Raw genomic sequence first — 15859 nt, 5'->3', positions numbered from 1 at the left:
GACGACATGCGGCTGGACGATGAACGGGAAAGCTCGAACTTCGAGGTTCAGGATGGTCGCGCGGGGGGATTTGGCGGCGGGATCGGTGGTGGACTGGGCATGTTGCTGCCTTTCATCGGTAGCCGCTTTGGCTGTGGCGGTATTGTCGTCGCCCTCATCATATTGGCGGTGATGGGCGTGAACCCTTTAAGCCTGCTGAGCGGCGGAGGCGGGCCGGTCCAGCAAAATGCATCCGTCAGCCGCGACCCGCAGAAATTGACCGACATCCAGCGTTGGTCCCTGCGGGTACTGGGATCGACCGAGCGCGTGTGGGGGCAAATATATAGTGAGGCGGGCCAGCAATATCGGCCGACCGTGCTGTCCTTCTATTCGCAAAGCGGGTCATCAGGCTGCGGCGCGGCGCAAAGCGCCATGGGGCCATTTTACTGCCCCAACGATCAGAAGGTCTATCTGGACACCGATTTCTTCACCGAACTGCGACAGCGCTTTGGCGCGCCAGGGGATTTCGCGCAGGCCTATGTCATCGCGCATGAGGTCGGTCATCACGTGCAGGACCTGCAAGGCACGCTGGCCCAGGTGAACCAGCGCCAGCGCGCGGTAAGCGAAGCGGAAGGCAATGCGTTGCAGGTGCAGGTGGAATTGCAGGCCGATTGCTATGCGGGCGTGTGGGCGAAGCGCACCGGCCTGATGGAAGCAGGCGATCTGGAAGAAGGCATGACCGCGGCGCAGGCGATCGGCGACGATACGCTGCAAAAGGCCGCAGGACGCCGCCCGGTGCCTGAAAGCTTCACGCACGGGAGCAGCACCGAACGCATGCAATGGTTGAACAAGGGTCTGGAAAGCGGTGATCCTGCCCAATGCGACACATTTTCCCGCTAGCGTGGCGGGAGCGAAAGGTGGACGTTTGCCCGGTTAGTGGCAGTCCAGCTTCCTGAGCAGGTCCATCATGTCATCGGGCACATTATCGCGGCGCGCGGCGAAAGTCGCACGTAGCGCATTGCCTACACCCTCATAAGGTTGCGGCAACCCGACCGTCATGACGGAACGGCCGGAAGAATTCACTTCCTCCGTCGACCCTCTCAACGATTTCCGTGGCATTTCCATGCCTATATAACGGCCGGGATTGGGAAAAGTTGCTGGCGTTCCTATTGAGGTGGCGCAATAGCGGACGGACCGGTGGGAGAGACGCGAGTGACGGATTGGACGGCGGTGGCAGCGCGGATGCAGGGGCATTCGCCTTTTCTTTCCCGGCAGATGGACCGTTTTCCAGCGCTGGTCGATCTGCTGGCGGCGGGTGATTTCGACGCGGCGTTGACGGCGGTGCACGGGGTCGCGGACGAAGGCGATGGCGTTGCCCGGTCGCTGCGGCGACGCAAGGGCGCGTTGGCGCTGGTGACCGCTGCCGCCGACCTGTCGGGCGCCTGGGACCTGGATCGGGTGACGCGCACCTTGTCCGACTTTGCCGACCAGGCGCTGGAGGAAGCGCTGGCGACGGCCTTTGCCGAACGTTATCCCGACGCCGCGGCGGAAGGCTTTGTCGTCCTGGCGCTGGGCAAGCATGGCAGCCGCGAGCTTAACTATTCGTCCGACATCGACCCGATCCTCCTCTACGATCCCACCCGCTTGCCCCATGGCGATCGGGAAGATGTGGCGGATGCGGCGGTCAGGATTGGGCGGCGGGTCAGTGAACTGCTGAACGCCCGCGATGGCGATGGCTATGTGTTTCGCGTCGACCTGCGCCTGCGGCCCTCGCCGGAAGCGACCCCCATTGCGTTGCCGGTCGAAGCGGCGATCGGCTATTATGAATCCACGGCGGTGGGGTGGGAGCAGGCGGCCTTCATCCGCGCCCGTCCGGCGGCAGGCGATCTGGCGCTGGGCGATTATTTCATGCAGCAGATCCGGCCCTTCGTCTGGCGGCGGAGCCTGGATTTCGGCGCGATCGACGCGATTGTCGATATTTCGCGCCGGATTCGCGACCATTATGCGCAAGGGCAGGCCTTTGGTCCGGGCTATGACCTGAAGCGCGGTCGGGGCGGCATCAGGGAAGTGGAATTTTTCGCGCAGGTGCATCAACTGATCCATGGCGGGCGCGACCCGGCGTTACGGTCCGGCAATACGCGTGAGGCTCTGCGTGCACTGACCGGAGCAGGGGTGTTGGAGCAGGATGACGCCCAGCGGCTGGATGACGCCTATGTGCTGTTCCGAACCGTCGAGCATCGGCTGCAGATGGTGGAGGACCGCCAGACGCATGAATTGCCCAAGACAGGCCAGGCGATGGACAATATCGCGCGGCTGCACGGCGTTGCGGATGGCGCGGCGCTGCTGGACCTGCTGCGACCGCATGTCGAATGGGTGGGGCGCAATTATGACAAGCTGACCCCCGCGACCAAGGATGAGGCCCTGTCGCATGATGAGGAGCGGCTGACGGCGCAGTTGGTGGAGATGGGCTTTGCCGATCCGCAGACTCCCGTGGCGCGGATCGCCCGCTGGCGCAGCGGCACGATACGGGCGCTGAGGAGCGGACCTTCGCGCGAGGCGCTGGAAGATTTGCTGCCGGGGCTGATGCGCGCGCTGGCCCAGGCGCCCGACAGCGGGCGGGCGCTCAACCGGCTGGACGACATGATCGGACGGCTGCCAAGCGCGATCAATTTCTTCAAGCTGCTGGCGGCGCGACCGGGGCTGGTCGGTTTGCTGGCGGAGCTTTTGAGCCACGCCCCGACATTGGCCGATGCGCTGGGACGGCGGGCTGAATTGCTCGACGGGCTGATCGACACGTCCGCATTCGACCCGCCCCCTTCAGTGGCGGTGCTCGCCAATCAGTTCGCCCAGCTGGAAGCGGGGGAGGATTATCAGGAACTGCTGGACCGTGTGCGCCAGCGAGTGAACGATCGCCGCTTTGCCTTGGGCGCTCAGATCATCCGGGGCGGCGATCCGCTGGAGGCCGGGCAGGGCTATTCCCGCGTGGCGGAGGCGGCGATCGAAGCGCTGGCCGGTGCAACCGTTACGGAATTCGAGGCTGCGCATGGCAAGGTGCCGGGCGGCGAAATGCTGATATTGGCGCTGGGCCGATTGGGCGGAGGCGTGCTGACCCACGCGTCCGATCTGGACCTGGTGTTTCTGTTCACCGGCGATTTCCAGACGGAATCGGATGGGGCAAAGCCGCTGGGCGCAACGCAATATTTCAATCGGCTGGGCCAGCGCATCACCAATGCGCTGTCGGTGCAGACCGCCGCCGGACGGTTGTATGAGGTGGACACGCGGCTTCGCCCATCCGGCGCGCAGGGATTATTGGCGGTCAGCCTGGACAGTTTTGCCCGTTATCAGCGGGAAGAAGCCTGGGCGTGGGAGCATCTGGCGCTGACGCGGGCGCGGCCTGTCTTTGGATCGGACGAAGGACGGGCGGCGTTGAGCGCGATCCTTGCCGAAACGCTGGAACGGCCTCGCGACCCTGACGAACTGGCCCGCGGCGCCGTGAAGATGCGCAGCGACATCGCCAAGCATAAGCCGCCGTCGAGCGAACTGGACGTCAAGCTGGTGCCGGGCGGGCTGGTCGATCTGGAGTTCCTGATCCATGTCACGCAGTTTCAGCATAATATGGCGTTCGACCCCGACCTTGGGGCGGCGTTGGCGCAGTTGGTGGCGGCAGGCCATCTGCCCGCCGGACTGGTTGAGGCCCATGACCTGATCACGCGCTTTCTGGTCGTATCGCGGCTGGTTTCCCCCGGATCGACCGAGCCGCCGGAGGCGACGCGTCCCGTGGTCGCGCGGGCATGCGGCGTGGAAAGTTGGGATGCGCTGCTTGAAAGCTATGCCAAGGCCCGGCAAGGCGTGCGCGATGCCTGGGCGGCGGTGGCCGCGCGCTTTGAGGAGGAATGACGATGCTGGAAGCCGGGGATGCCCTGCCCGACGTGGCGCTCAAGGATGCCGAAGGCGCTGATTTCAACCTGGCGCGCTATAAAGGTGCGCCTGTGGCCGTCTATTTCTATCCCAAGGCGGATACGCCCGGCTGCACCAGTGAAGCGAAGGATTTCACCGAACTGGCAGGCGATTTCGCCAGGATCGGTGTGCCCGTCGTCGGCATATCGAAGGACAAACCCGCCAAGCTCAAGAAATTCGCCGACAAATATGGCCTGACCGTCTCGCTCGCGTCCGACGAACCGGGCGACGCCTGCGAAGCCTTTGGCACATGGGTCGAAAAGTCGCTTTATGGCCGCAACTATATGGGAATCGCGCGCGCGACGTTCTTGTTCGACGCCAGCGGCAAAGCGGTGCGGGTCTGGCCCAAGGTGAAGGTGAAGGGTCATGCCGCCGAAGTGCTGGAGGCAGCGAAGGGGCTTTGAGCCTGCGCCCGCCAATAGTTACCAAATGCTTGTAAAACGCCATTTTCGAGGCGGCCTGAAACCACCATTCAACGACTCAGCGCGTCGACAAGCCGGTCTAACGCTGGAATATTACGGAGCGCTTGCACAATGAGCCGCAATTTGGCCTTTTAAATGCACGGGGGCGGCTCAGGTCGCATTTGGTCACACGGGGAGCACCGAAAGGCTACAGCCTTCGGTGGATAGTCGGGGTCGCAATGTTGGTTCGATATTTGGTCAATGCGCGCCGGGCGCTATGGTTCCGGTCCGCTTTCAAAATCATGGGAACGGCAGGTCTCGCAGGCATGCTGTGCGCTACCGCTCCGGTTCAGGCCAAGAGCGTCGAGGATGATCCTTACGGCGATGCCTCCGAAATCAACGCCAGCCCGCTTGGCCCGGCAGACGTGGGTTTTTCCAATCTGTTCTCCAGCCTGCAGCGCCTTGATGGCGAAGCGAAGCAAGCCAATTATATTCCGTCGGGCCGTCCGGTTGAAAAGCTTTCGCTGACGTCCAACTTCGGTGCCCGGTCCGATCCGTTCAATGGCCGCACGCGGATGCACAAGGGCGTCGATATCCCCGGCCCGGTGGGAACGCCGATTTACGCGACCGCCGACGGCATCGTCAGCCGCGCCGGATGGGCCAGCGGCTACGGCAATCTGGTCCAGATTTCGCACGGCAGCGGTATGGAAACGCGCTACGGTCATATGTCGAAGCTGATCGTTGCGGCAAACAGCTATGTGCGTCGCGGCCAGCTGATCGGCCTGATGGGTTCGACCGGCCGGTCGACCGGCAGCCACCTTCATTACGAAGTGCGGGTCGATGGTCAGGCGATCAACCCGATCCCCTTCGTCGCAGGACCCGATTATCTGGTGGCGATGAACACCAAGCCGCCGATTGCGATGGGCGGCCCGACCAAGATTCAGGAACGTGCAGCCGACTGATCCGGCGCCTTTCTTCACATGCTTTCGAAAGGCCCGGCGCGTCATGGCTTGCCGGGCCTTTTGCTTGACCCTATCTATACGCCATGGCCGACATTGATCTTACTCCTTCCGCCGCTGCCCGCGTTGCGGCGATTGCCACCAAGCAGGGCAAGCCCGCTATCCTGCGGCTGGCGGTGGAAGGCGGCGGTTGTTCGGGTTTCCAATATCGTTTCGGACTGGCCGATACGGTCGAGGCTGACGATATCAGCGTGGAACGGGACGGGGTCACGCTGGTCGTGGATGATGTCAGCCTGGACCTGGTGCGCGGAGCGGCGGTGGATTTCGTATCCGACCTGGGCGGCGCGGCGTTCAAGGTGACCAATCCCAATGCGACCGCAGGTTGCGGTTGCGGGTCCAGCTTTTCGATTTAATCGACGCTCGCCCTTGTCGAAGCGACGCTCCTCCTTTTAGGGAAGTGCGTCAGGAGAAGCTGTCCCATGCGCATCGCCACTTACAATATCAACGGCATCAAGGCGCGGCTGCCGCGCCTGATCGAGTGGTTGAACGAGACGCAGCCGGACATCGCCTGCCTTCAGGAAATAAAGACGTCCGACGAAACCTTCCCGGCGAAGGATATCGAAGATGCGGGCTATGGGGTGATCTGGCACGGGCAGAAGGGATTTAACGGCGTTGCCATTCTGGCGCGGGGCGAAACGCCGGTGGAAGTTCGTCGCGGCCTGGACGGCGAGCCAGAGGACGAACATAGCCGCTATATCGAAGCCGATGTGAAGGGCGTGCGGGTCGCCAGCATCTACCTGCCAAACGGCAATCCGCAGCCCGGCCCGAAATTCGACTACAAGCTGCGGTGGATGAAGCGGTTGCGTGACCGCGCCCGGCAGATCTGGGCCGAAGAGGTGCCCGCCATCCTTGCGGGGGATTATAATGTGATCCCGCGCGACAAGGATGTCTATTCGGTCAAGGCGATGGCCGACGACGCGCTGATGCAGCCGGAAAGCCGCGCTGCCTATCGCCGCATATTGGGCGATGGCTGGACGGATGCGATCGTCAGCAAGCATCCGGCTGGCGGCGTGTGGACGTTCTGGGATTATCAGATGAACGCATGGCCGCGTGATGCGGGCTTCAGGATCGACCATCTGCTGTTGAGTCCGGCCGCCGCCGACCGCCTGATCGATGCGCAGGTCGACAAGGACTTTCGCGGCAGGGAAAAGGCCAGCGATCATGCACCGACCTGGGTGGAATTGGCGGAGTAGCCTGTTCGGGCGCCAGTTCGACCTCAGGCCTGCGCCATTTTCGCCACCCGGATGCCCTTGCGCGCGGCGGGATTGGCGATGATTTCATTCGCTTCCCAGCCTGAAGGCCCGCGATGATAGGCGACATGGTGGCCGCGCTGAAAGCTGGCGCCGTCCCAAACCACGACTTGCAGCTCAATCCTGTCATTACGGTGGACGTGTAGCCAGTTGAAGCTTTGCGGTTCGGCGTTGCGTAACCGGGTCGATGTCGCCGTGCCCGCCTGGATGACCAGTGCGCCGCCCGCGTCCGCGACCATCTTTTGCGCGGATTCGGCATAGGTGCGGTGAAAATGACCGGCCAGCGCGATGTGAATGCCTGCCTCATCCGCGGCCGCCACGGCATCTTCATGCCGCCCCACAGCCTCGCTCAATTCATTGCCCCTGCCGATCGGCATGGCGAATAGAGGATGATGGGTGACGAGGATGCGCGTTTTATCCGGCACGACGGGGGCGAACCTTTCACGCAGTAGCCGCATCTGGTCATGGTTGATGCGGCCATCCTTGATCGTCAGCGAACGGGCCGTATTGATGCCAAGGATCGCTACTTCATCATCCTCATACCATGGGCAGAGGTCATTGCTGATATAGCGTTTGTAGCGCCGCAGCGGCGCACCGAACCGACGGATGATATCGTAGAGCGGCACGTCGTGATTTCCGGGTATGACCAGCAATCGCATGCCTGCCGCGCGAAGCCGGTTGAGCCAGGCGGACGCATCGCGAAACTGTTGCCGCCGTGCCCGCTGGGTAAGGTCGCCGCTGATGATCACCAGGTCGGGCTGTGCGTGCTGTAACCAGGCTTCGGTCGCGGACACAATTTTGGAATCATGTGCGCCGAAATGAATGTCGGACAGATGAGCGATGCGGGCCATCTTCTTCCAACGAGCGCGAGCGCGATATTGTTTCGCGCGGGACCCGACCTGCGGCTGGCGTGTTGTTGAGGCATGGAAACAAACTCCCTGCCGCGTGAGGCGGCTCTCATCGTCAATGTCCATAGTCGCAGGGGCGAGGCGCTTTTCGAGCAGGCGAAGCAAAAGCTGGCGGATGCCGGGGTAAAGCTGACGATGGCTGAGGCCGTTACCGATCCCGACCGGTTGCAGGACAGTGTGCGGCAGGCGGTGGAGGCGGGCGCGCCGATGGTGATCGTGGGCGGGGGAGACGGATCGCTATCGGGGACGGTCGATGAACTGGTGGGCAAGGGGTGCGTGTTCGGCGTGCTGCCACTGGGCACAGCCAATAGTTTCGCCCGCACGCTGGGCATTCCGCTGGATATCGACGGCGCGGTCGATGTGATTGCGTCGGGCCAGCGGCGGCGGATCGACCTGGGCATGATCGATCGCGACTATTTCGTCAATGCCGCTTCGCTTGGCCTGTCACCCATGATCGGACGGACGGTGCCTGCAAAGCTCAAACGCTATCTGGGGCGGGCAGGCTATCTGGTCTGGGCCGTTAAATGCTCCATCGGATTTCGGGCGTTCCGGCTGATGATAGATGACGGAATGCGGGAAAGGCGCATGTGGTCGACGGAGGTCAGGATATTGAATGGCGCTTATCATGGCGGGGTCGAATTGTCGGATCGCGCCGATGTCGATAGCGGCGAGCTGGTGGTGCAGGCGGTCGTGGGACGAAGCCATGCGCGATTGGCGTGGGACTGGTACGCAAAATTCTTCAAGCTGCGCGACCGGAATTCCCATACGGAGGAGTTTCGCGGCAAATCCTTTCGCATAGAAACGCGTCCCCGCCAGCGCATATCAATCGATGGTGAGGTGCTGGCGGCGACGCCCGCAATGGCGAAGGTGGCGGCGGGCGCGATCGACGTCGCGGTGCCGCGCTGACACAGTGCCTGATCGCGGGCGGCTGGAGGCGTCAGAGGTCCTTTTCGTAGATCTGGTAGACCTTGTTCACCTTGCTGCCGATGGCGTCGGCGATGGCGTTCATGCCCTGATTGTCATCCAGCACCCAGCCAATCTCGCTCCGGGTCGCGCCATAGCGAGTGATCGCGGCAATTCGGATATGCTCGATCATCATGAAAGCCAGCTGACTGGCGAGGCGGGACGCCTGAAGCCGCTGGACCACGCCCATCAACGGCACGCGCATGGTGCGCACCTTGGGCTTGCGAAGCCACCAGAGCAGCTTGGCCCAGCCAAAGGGAAACAGTGACCCGTTGAGAGGCGCGGTCGCTTCATTAAGGTCCGGCAATGTCATCATGAAGGCGACAGGTTCGCCGTCCAGTTCGGCAATCATGATCAGGTCTTCAAAGACGATGGGCTTCAACTGCTTGCCGAAATGCGCGACTTCTTCGTCCGTGATGGGCACAAAGCCCCAGTTGCGGCCCCATGCATCGTTCAAAATGCCCAGGATGATCGCCGCCTCGGCATCGAACCTACTCTTGTCCACTTTGCGGATGCGGATGCGATCGCTCTTTTCACCAGACGCGATGATGCGCTGGATCAACGGAGGAAAGGGCGTGGTGATGCCCAGATCATAGGTTTTAAGCTGCTTGACCGCCCGATAGCCCGCGCCTTCGATCATTGGCTGGTAGCTGGGCTTTGCATGACCCATCATCACCGTGGGCGGGTGGTCGAACCCGTCGATCAGCAAGCCCGGCTCTTCCCAGATGGACAAGGATATAGGGCCAAGAACGCGGGACATGCCCTTGGACCGCAACCAGTTTTCCGCTGCTGCAATCAGGGCCGCGCCCGTTTCCGCGTCTTCCGCTTCGAACAGGCCGAAATTGCCCGTACCCGGACCCATGCCCTGTTCGGCTGGCTGGCTGAGCGCGATATGGTCGATATGCGCGGACACGCGACCCACCACCTGCCCATTGCGGCGGGCGAGGAAATATTGAGCCTCCGCATGGCTGAAAAACGGGTTCTTGCCCGGCGTGATCAGCGCCCGCACTTCATTCTTCAACGGCGGCACCCAATTGGGATCGTCCGCGTAGATATGCCAGGGAAGATCGACAAAAGCCTTGCGATCCTTCTTGGACGCGACAGGGGTAATCACCAGATCGGAATGGGCCACGGTGGAGCTTTCGCTAAGAGATGGAAGCAGTTCGCCGCTTGAGTCACGATTGTCAATCCGGCTGTCACAAAGGCGAAAGCGTCATTTTGCTGCCACGATGTCAGCGCAATTGGTTTATAGGAGCGCGGACATGACTGTGCATGATCCCATCATTGCGAGCGCGTCGGATAATCGCAAAGTGATTCCCGACGATGCGACGATGCTACGCGCCGCCGCTGAGCTGACGCGTGAATATTCGAAAGCGGACCCGGCGATTTATTGGCCGGACATGCTGGCGTCGGCGCTGGTCGGCTATGCGGCATTGGCGACCGCCATATTGGCTGACAGCACCGCGCTTGCGCTGGCAAGCGGCCTGGTTGCGATGCTGGCATTATATCGCGCGGCCAGCTTCGTTCATGAACTCACCCATATCCGCAATGGCGCCTTGCCCGGTTTCCGGCTGGTCTGGAACCTGATCGTGGGCATTCCGCTGATGATCCCGTCCTTCATGTATGAAGGGGTGCATACCCAGCATCATGCGCGCACCCGCTACGGCACGGCGGACGACCCGGAATATCTGCCGCTGGCGCTGATGAAGCCATGGTCATTGCCGTTGTTCATCGTCGTGGCTTCGCTCGCGCCTGTGGGGCTGATCCTGCGCTTTGCCGTGCTGACACCGATCAGCATGATGGCGCCGCCATTGCGTCGTATCGTGCGGGAACGTTATTCGGCTCTGTCGATCAACCCTGCCTATCGCCGCCGTGCGCCGGAAGGCGCGTTCCGCCGCCAATGGTTCTGGCAGGAGGCAGGGGTGAGCCTGTTCGCTCTGATGCTGGCGGTCAGCCCGCTGTTTGTGGGGTGGAAGCCGTTGCTCGTCTACATGGCTGTGCATTCCAGCATGACCGTCATCAACCAGCTGCGCACCCTGGTCGCGCATCTCTGGGAAAATGATGGGGCAGCCATGACGGTGACGGCGCAATATCTGGATTCGGTGAACGTGCCGCCGCCATCGCCACTGGCCGCCATCTGGGCGCCGGTCGGCCTGCGCTATCATGCGCTGCACCACCTGCTGCCCAGCGTTCCCTATCATGCGCTTGGAAAGGCCCATGCGCGGCTGATGGCGACGCTGGACGGCCAGTCGCCCTACCGGCGCGGCAACTATGCCGGAATGTGGCCGCTGGTAGGCAAGATCGCCCGGAGCACGATGGTCAAGCGGTAGGCCGGGCTGCGCCTATTCTTCCGTGCGGAACAGGACCGTTTCGCCGACCAGCAGGAACAGGAAGAACGGCGCCCACGCCGCCAGAAAGGGCGGGTAAGCGCCCAGATTGCCCATCGCGAGCGAGAAATTGTCAGCTACGAAATAGGCAAAGCCCAGCGCCATGCCCAGCACGGCGCGGAGGAACAACTGGCCTGAGCGCGCGATCCCGAAGGCCGCGACCGATCCCAATATCGGCATCAGCAGCGCGGACAAAGGCCCCGACACCTTGTGCCACAGGCTGCCTTCCAGTTCCGCGGTGGGTCGGCCCGCGTCGCGTAAATCGGTGATGGCGGCGCGCAGTTCGCCAAAGGTCATGGCGTCGGGATCGACCTTGGCCAGGGTGAATTGATCCGGCCGGATGTCCCGTCCGAAGCGGACTGTGCCGACCTGTCGTTCCGTGCCGCGCGCTACGTCGAACTGGCGCGCATCCTCCAGCACCCAGCTTTTGGTCGCAGCGTCATAATGGCCCTTGGGCGCCTGGACGATGGTGACAAGGCTGTTGTTCACCCGGTTGAAGATTTCTACCTTGCGCAACTGCACCGCCGTGCCTCGCCCGGCCACGATGGCGGCGCTTACCAGATTATTGCCGTCGCGCACCCATGGGTTGGTCTTGATCCCGCTGTCGCGTGGCAGCGGGCCGTAATCCACCGCCTGCCACGCGCTGAGGCGCGCGGTCGACCGCGCCACGATGCGTTCGTTGAAGGCAAAGCTGATCAGCGCGACCACCAGCGCAGATGCGATCAGCGGCGCAAGTATCTGGTGAGCGGAAAGCCCCGCCGCCTTCATCGATATGACTTCGCTATTCTGGTTGAGGCTGGCGAGCATGATGAGCGTGCCGAGCAGGACCGAAAAGGGCAAGAACCGCGCGATGATCTGCGGCGCGCGCAACCCGACATAGTGCCACAGCTGCGCGTCGCCATTGCCTGCATAGGCCAGAACGTCGTTGGATTCGCCCAGCAGATCCAGCGTTTGCAGCACGACGACGAGCAGCGCCAGCACCGCGAAAGTGCGGGTGAAGAACAGTCGCGCCATATACCAGCTGAGCTGGCGAGAGGGGAAAAAGTCGAACTGCATCAGGTCAGGTAATCCCTTCCGCCGCAAGGTTTGGCTTGCGCCGCCGCCCCAGGCGCAGGACCTTGCCGATCTGTTTGCCCAACTGGGCAAAGGCATATTCCAGCGCGCCGATCGGCTGACCGCCCGGACGATGTGCGACGACATGATACATCCACAGGATCAGGCATGCGGTCAGCAGGAACGGCACCCACAGGGCGATGATCGGATCGATCCGGCCAAGCGCGCCCACGCCTTGCCCATATTCGTTGATCTTGTGATAGGTCACGATGAAGACGATCGACAGGAACACCCCCAGGGCGGATGTCGACCTTTTCGGTGGAATGGCAAAGGCCAACGCCGCGAGCGGTAGCAACAGCATCATCGCGACTTCCACCATGCGAAAATGGAAGTTGGCGCGGATCTCATTGCGCAGCTTGGGCTTGAGCGTGGGGTCATGGCCCAGCTTCGCCAGTTCGATGATGGTTTTTTCCCGGTCGACGTTGCGGCCGCGGAATCGTTCGATCTGCGGCAGGTCGATGGGCAGGTCGTGGCTGGAAAAGGACAGGATGCGCGGCGAGTGATATTTGGGCGCGTCATTCACCAAAACCCCGTCGCGCAGGCGAAAGATGATAGTGTCGGGATCGTCGGTAGCCAGGAAGCTGCCCTGCGCCGCTGTCACCGCCACGGTCTGGCCATCCTTGCCCGCGGCTCGCACGAAGATGCCCTGCAGATTGCGCCCGCCGTCCAGGCTGCGTTCGATCCGCAGGGTCATGCGCTTACCCAGGCTGGTGAACTCTCCCACCTTGACCGATGCCCCCAGCGCGCCCGATCGCAGTTCGAAACGCAACGCTTCATAGGCATGACGGGACAGCGGCTGGACAAAACCGACGATCCCGAAATTAAGCAGCGCCAGCGCGATCGCATACATATACGGCACGCGCAGCAGGCGACCGTAGGACAGGCCCACGCCACGCATCACGTCCAGTTCCGATGACAAGGCCAATTTACGGAAAGCGAGCAGGATGCCCAGCATCAGGCCGATCGGAATACCCAGCGACAGATATTCCGGCATCATGTTGGCCAGCATGCGCCAGACGACGCTCACCGGCCCGCCTTCTGCCGCCACGAAGTCGAACAGGCTGAGCATCTTGTCGAGCACGAGCAGCATCGCGGAGATTATCAGCGTGCCGAGCATCGGCAAGGCAATCAGGCGGGCCAGATATCGGTCAGTGGCGGTCAGCATTCTCTATGTGGTCGTCCCATCACCATGATTTGGCCGCAAACCCCCCCCATAGCTGAAACCACGGAAACAAGTTTGCGGGGCGAACAGGGGCTCGCCGTCCGATGTCATGGGCGGCTATAGCTTCACGGAGTCGGATGGTCATGTTCAAAGTTTCGGTGGGTCTGTTACCGGTGGCGTTGTTAGCCATCACCCCCGCAATGGCTCATGGGCAGGAAATCAGCAACGATCTTGGCCGTTGCGGCGGATCGGCCAAGGGGCCAGCCGTGCTGGTCGATGTGCGTGGTTTCGCTGCCCCCACGGGCAAGGTGCGCGTGCAAACTTACCCTGCCACAAAAAATGCCTGGCTTGCCAAGGGCGCCTGGCTCAACCGTATCGATACCGTTGTTCAACCCAGCAACGGGACCATGCGTTTCTGCATGCCTGTGCCGGAAGCGGGGCGATATGGTATCGCCGTGCGTCACGATCGTAACGGTAATGGCAAAACGGACATTTCGCGTGACGGCGGCGGATTTTCCAACAACCCGTCGATCAGCATCTTCAACCTGGGCAAGCCATCGGTCGAAAAGGCTGCGGTGCGGGTCGGGCCAGGTGTGACGCGCATCACCATCAACCTGCAGTATATGTGATAATTTATGGTCCGCGTCGCGCTCCTGTCCAATCCCAAATCCACGGGCAACCGGCAGAGCCTGCCGCGGGTGCGCAGTTACTGCGCCAGCAATCCCGACATTTTCCATTATGAAGTGGAGCATGTCGACCAGATCGGCCGGGCGTTGCAGACCATCGCCCGCGTCGATCCGGTGGTCATCGTCGTCAACGGCGGCGATGGCACCGTCCAGGCGGCGTTGACGGAATTATATCAGGGTGAACATTTCAAGGGCCGCGTCCCGCCCATCGCGGTGCTTCCCAATGGCAAGACCAATTTGATCGCGCTTGACCTGGGCATCCATGGCGACCCTATCAAGGCGCTGGAACGGATTGTCCAGATCGCCAAGGCGGGCGTGGACGACCATGTCGTGGCGCGCGAATTGATCGCCTTGTCCGACGGCGGCGCGGACACGCGACCGGTGCTGGGCATGTTCCTGGGCGGCGCGGGCCTGGCCGATTACATGCTCTATTGCCGCAACCGCATCTATCCGCTGGGCCTGTCCAATGGCCTTAGCCATTTCCTGACGGTCCTGGCGGTGCTGGCCACGTTGATCTTTGGCATCAGGGCGCGATTTCTGCCGCAGTCGAGCCGTCCGGTACGCATCTCGCTGATCCGCGACGGCCAGCTTGCCGGCCGGTTCGCCGTGCTGATCGTGACCACGCTGGAACGGCTGCTGCTGGGCGTGCAGCCGGGCGACAGTCGGCGCGGCAACATGAAGCTGATGGCCGTGGACCAGAATCTTGGCTCCCTGCTGCGGTTGGGCTGGGCCAGCGCCACCCGCCGGGTGGGCAAGGCAAAGATGCAGGGCATCCATCTGGAACAGGGGGACGTCATCCGTATCGAAGGCGACCATAGCAGCGTCATCCTGGACGGCGAACTGTTCCAGGCGTCGGAAGGCAAGCCCATCATATTGCGTTCGACCCAGCCAGTGCCTTTCCTGCGGCTGGCGGCCTGAAGGCTGCATGGCTTCGGCTGTAAAGCAGTGGATGCGACCGGGCGGAAATGCCGGTTGCCCGATGCCCGTCGTCCTGGATAAGCAGGGTCGATAAGCGCATTTCCATGGACGGAAGATATATGACCAGATGGCTAAGTGCGATCCTGCTTCCAACGATGTGTGCTACGTCCTTGGCTTCCGCTCAGGTTATTCAGCCACCCGCACGGTCCATGACGAATGCGACCGAGGTTCAGGTGGGTTCCTATCTTCAGCCGCCTTCTTATCGGTCATATCTTCAGGCGCCGACCTATCGACTGTGGATCGGTCGTGCGGAAGGGGCGTCCGGTGATGAAGACTCCCAAACGCCGACGCTGACGGTATTCCGGCCCTATCCGGGACATGATAACGGAACGGCCGTTATCATCGCGCCGGGCGGTGGCTATATGGCCTTGGCGGCAACCTTGGAGGGGCGACAGGTCGCCGAATGGTTTGCGTCGCGCGGCGTCACTGCGTTCGTCCTGAAATATCGCGTCGGCAAGGCTGCGCGCCTTCCGATCCCGCTGGCCGATGGGAAGAGAGCGGTGCGCTTCGTTCGCGCCAATGCGGCGCAGCTCAAAGTTGATCCCGACCGCATAGGCATGATGGGCTTTTCAGCGGGCGGGCATCTGGCCGCCATGACTGCGGCCCAAGCGGACAAGGGGGCGGCGGCAGACCGGGACCCGGTGCAGCGTGTGAGCAGTCGCCCCGATTTCCTGGTGCTGGCCTACCCTTGGTTGGAAGCTACCGTTCTGGATGCCAAGGGCCAGTCGCAATATTGCACTTTCGCCCGCCAGGATTGCGTCGCGAAAAGCTATGAAAAATATATGCCGCTGCGGTTCGTGACGAACGACATGCCGCCGACCTTCCTTTATCACACGACAACCGACGCGCTGGTGGATGTAGGGGGAAGCTTGGCCTTCTACGATGCGGTACGGCGAAAGGGAATTCCAGCGGAATTGCACATGTTTGCCAAGGGTGAACATGGAACGGGACTGGGAGGGTCGGACCCAGCTTTGGAACGATGGCCCGAATTGCTGGGCAACTGGCTTCGCGCCTTGGGAATGTTTGATAAAAGGCCAAAAGCGAAATAGCCGGACA

16 protein-coding genes and 1 pseudogene are annotated in these 15859 nt (G+C 62.2%); 12 read left to right on the top strand and 5 right to left on the bottom strand.

Annotation, left to right across the window (positions count from 1 at the left end):
* Positions 1-6: 6 nt before the first annotated feature.
* A complete protein-coding gene (locus tag ACI3KQ_RS01095) occupies positions 7-879 on the top strand; it encodes a neutral zinc metallopeptidase (protein WP_404953923.1) in 873 nt (290 codons plus the stop codon).
* A gap of 33 nt (positions 880-912) precedes the next feature.
* Here the strand turns inward: ACI3KQ_RS01095 and ACI3KQ_RS01090 are convergent, their stop codons facing one another.
* Entirely contained in the window at positions 913-1062 is a 150-nt protein-coding gene (locus ACI3KQ_RS01090; RefSeq protein ID WP_404953921.1) for a hypothetical protein, read from the bottom strand.
* 129 nt (positions 1063-1191) lie between these two features.
* Here ACI3KQ_RS01090 and ACI3KQ_RS01085 point away from each other — a divergent pair, with 129 nt between their 5' ends.
* The 6 genes and pseudogenes from ACI3KQ_RS01085 to xth all read left to right on the top strand — a co-directional run bounded on the left by ACI3KQ_RS01085 (position 1192) and on the right by xth (position 6549).
* Complete coding sequence (locus tag ACI3KQ_RS01085) at positions 1192-3876, top strand: bifunctional [glutamine synthetase] adenylyltransferase/[glutamine synthetase]-adenylyl-L-tyrosine phosphorylase (protein ID WP_404953919.1); 2685 nt, start codon at positions 1192-1194, stop codon at positions 3874-3876.
* Between the two features lie 2 nt (positions 3877-3878).
* Positions 3879-4340, top strand: a complete 462-nt coding sequence (locus tag ACI3KQ_RS01080; RefSeq protein ID WP_404954074.1) for a peroxiredoxin — start codon at positions 3879-3881, stop codon at positions 4338-4340.
* A gap of 7 nt (positions 4341-4347) precedes the next feature.
* A pseudogene (locus ACI3KQ_RS01075) lies at positions 4348-4473 on the top strand (DUF455 domain-containing protein); the annotation flags it as partial.
* Between the two features lie 103 nt (positions 4474-4576).
* Positions 4577-5299, top strand: a complete 723-nt coding sequence (locus ACI3KQ_RS01070) for a M23 family metallopeptidase (RefSeq protein ID WP_404953917.1) — start codon at positions 4577-4579, stop codon at positions 5297-5299.
* An 83-nt stretch (positions 5300-5382) separates the two neighbouring features.
* Positions 5383-5709 (top strand): iron-sulfur cluster insertion protein ErpA, encoded by a 327-nt coding sequence (erpA, locus tag ACI3KQ_RS01065; RefSeq protein WP_167301779.1) that lies wholly within the window; start codon positions 5383-5385, stop codon positions 5707-5709.
* A gap of 66 nt (positions 5710-5775) precedes the next feature.
* On the top strand, positions 5776-6549 hold the full coding sequence (gene xth / locus ACI3KQ_RS01060) for an exodeoxyribonuclease III (RefSeq protein ID WP_404953915.1): 774 nt from the start codon (positions 5776-5778) through the stop codon (positions 6547-6549).
* A 23-nt stretch (positions 6550-6572) separates the two neighbouring features.
* Here xth and ACI3KQ_RS01055 read toward each other — a convergent pair whose 3' ends face one another.
* A complete protein-coding gene (locus tag ACI3KQ_RS01055) occupies positions 6573-7457 on the bottom strand; it encodes a metallophosphoesterase family protein (RefSeq protein ID WP_404953913.1) in 885 nt (294 codons plus the stop codon).
* Positions 7458-7529: 72 nt separating this feature from the next.
* On the opposite strand from ACI3KQ_RS01055, the gene ACI3KQ_RS01050 reads away from it, so the two are divergent.
* Complete coding sequence (locus ACI3KQ_RS01050; protein WP_404953911.1) at positions 7530-8420, top strand: diacylglycerol/lipid kinase family protein; 891 nt, start codon at positions 7530-7532, stop codon at positions 8418-8420.
* Positions 8421-8451: 31 nt separating this feature from the next.
* Here the strand turns inward: ACI3KQ_RS01050 and ACI3KQ_RS01045 are convergent, their stop codons facing one another.
* The gene (locus ACI3KQ_RS01045) at positions 8452-9609 is read right to left on the bottom strand and encodes an N-acetyltransferase (RefSeq protein ID WP_404953909.1); all 1158 of its coding nucleotides are present in this window, start codon (positions 9607-9609) and stop codon (positions 8452-8454) included.
* Positions 9610-9739: 130 nt separating this feature from the next.
* On the opposite strand from ACI3KQ_RS01045, the gene ACI3KQ_RS01040 reads away from it, so the two are divergent.
* Entirely contained in the window at positions 9740-10807 is a 1068-nt protein-coding gene (locus tag ACI3KQ_RS01040) for a fatty acid desaturase family protein (RefSeq protein ID WP_404953907.1), read from the top strand.
* A gap of 12 nt (positions 10808-10819) precedes the next feature.
* On the opposite strand, the gene lptG is transcribed toward ACI3KQ_RS01040, so the two are convergent.
* Complete coding sequence (lptG, locus tag ACI3KQ_RS01035) at positions 10820-11920, bottom strand: LPS export ABC transporter permease LptG (protein WP_404953905.1); 1101 nt, start codon at positions 11918-11920, stop codon at positions 10820-10822.
* A 4-nt stretch (positions 11921-11924) separates the two neighbouring features.
* Complete coding sequence (gene lptF, locus ACI3KQ_RS01030; protein ID WP_404953903.1) at positions 11925-13142, bottom strand: LPS export ABC transporter permease LptF; 1218 nt, start codon at positions 13140-13142, stop codon at positions 11925-11927.
* Between the two features lie 134 nt (positions 13143-13276).
* Here lptF and ACI3KQ_RS01025 point away from each other — a divergent pair, with 134 nt between their 5' ends.
* From ACI3KQ_RS01025 to ACI3KQ_RS01015, 3 genes are all read left to right on the top strand, one after another.
* Positions 13277-13768: a DUF2141 domain-containing protein gene (locus ACI3KQ_RS01025; protein WP_404953901.1), complete on the top strand. Its 492-nt coding sequence runs from the start codon at positions 13277-13279 to the stop codon at positions 13766-13768.
* 6 nt (positions 13769-13774) lie between these two features.
* Positions 13775-14743 (top strand): diacylglycerol/lipid kinase family protein, encoded by a 969-nt coding sequence (locus tag ACI3KQ_RS01020; RefSeq protein ID WP_404953899.1) that lies wholly within the window; start codon positions 13775-13777, stop codon positions 14741-14743.
* Positions 14744-14952: 209 nt separating this feature from the next.
* Positions 14953-15852, top strand: a complete 900-nt coding sequence (locus ACI3KQ_RS01015; RefSeq protein ID WP_404953897.1) for an alpha/beta hydrolase — start codon at positions 14953-14955, stop codon at positions 15850-15852.
* Positions 15853-15859 lie beyond the last annotated feature (7 nt).

Source organism: Sphingobium sp. ZW T5_29 (genome assembly GCF_044987515.1).
Classification (GTDB): domain Bacteria; phylum Pseudomonadota; class Alphaproteobacteria; order Sphingomonadales; family Sphingomonadaceae; genus Sphingobium.
This window is presented reverse-complemented; position numbering and strand designations above follow the sequence as displayed.

Excerpts from the sequence above, each read along its gene's own strand:
- ACI3KQ_RS01095 (WP_404953923.1), top strand. The coding sequence starts at position 7 with ATGCGGCTGGACGATGAACGGGAAAGCTCGAACTTCGAGGTTCAGGAT.
- ACI3KQ_RS01080 (WP_404954074.1), top strand. The coding sequence starts at position 3,879 with ATGCTGGAAGCCGGGGATGCCCTGCCCGACGTGGCGCTCAAGGATGCC.
- ACI3KQ_RS01070 (WP_404953917.1), top strand. The coding sequence starts at position 4,577 with ATGTTGGTTCGATATTTGGTCAATGCGCGCCGGGCGCTATGGTTCCGG.
- erpA (WP_167301779.1), top strand. The coding sequence starts at position 5,383 with ATGGCCGACATTGATCTTACTCCTTCCGCCGCTGCCCGCGTTGCGGCG.
- xth (WP_404953915.1), top strand. The coding sequence starts at position 5,776 with ATGCGCATCGCCACTTACAATATCAACGGCATCAAGGCGCGGCTGCCG.
- ACI3KQ_RS01055 (WP_404953913.1), bottom strand. The coding sequence starts at position 7,457 with ATGGCCCGCATCGCTCATCTGTCCGACATTCATTTCGGCGCACATGAT.
- ACI3KQ_RS01050 (WP_404953911.1), top strand. The coding sequence starts at position 7,530 with ATGGAAACAAACTCCCTGCCGCGTGAGGCGGCTCTCATCGTCAATGTC.
- ACI3KQ_RS01040 (WP_404953907.1), top strand. The coding sequence starts at position 9,740 with ATGACTGTGCATGATCCCATCATTGCGAGCGCGTCGGATAATCGCAAA.
- lptG (WP_404953905.1), bottom strand. The coding sequence starts at position 11,920 with ATGCAGTTCGACTTTTTCCCCTCTCGCCAGCTCAGCTGGTATATGGCG.
- lptF (WP_404953903.1), bottom strand. The coding sequence starts at position 13,142 with ATGCTGACCGCCACTGACCGATATCTGGCCCGCCTGATTGCCTTGCCG.
- ACI3KQ_RS01025 (WP_404953901.1), top strand. The coding sequence starts at position 13,277 with ATGGTCATGTTCAAAGTTTCGGTGGGTCTGTTACCGGTGGCGTTGTTA.
- ACI3KQ_RS01020 (WP_404953899.1), top strand. The coding sequence starts at position 13,775 with ATGGTCCGCGTCGCGCTCCTGTCCAATCCCAAATCCACGGGCAACCGG.
- ACI3KQ_RS01015 (WP_404953897.1), top strand. The coding sequence starts at position 14,953 with ATGACGAATGCGACCGAGGTTCAGGTGGGTTCCTATCTTCAGCCGCCT.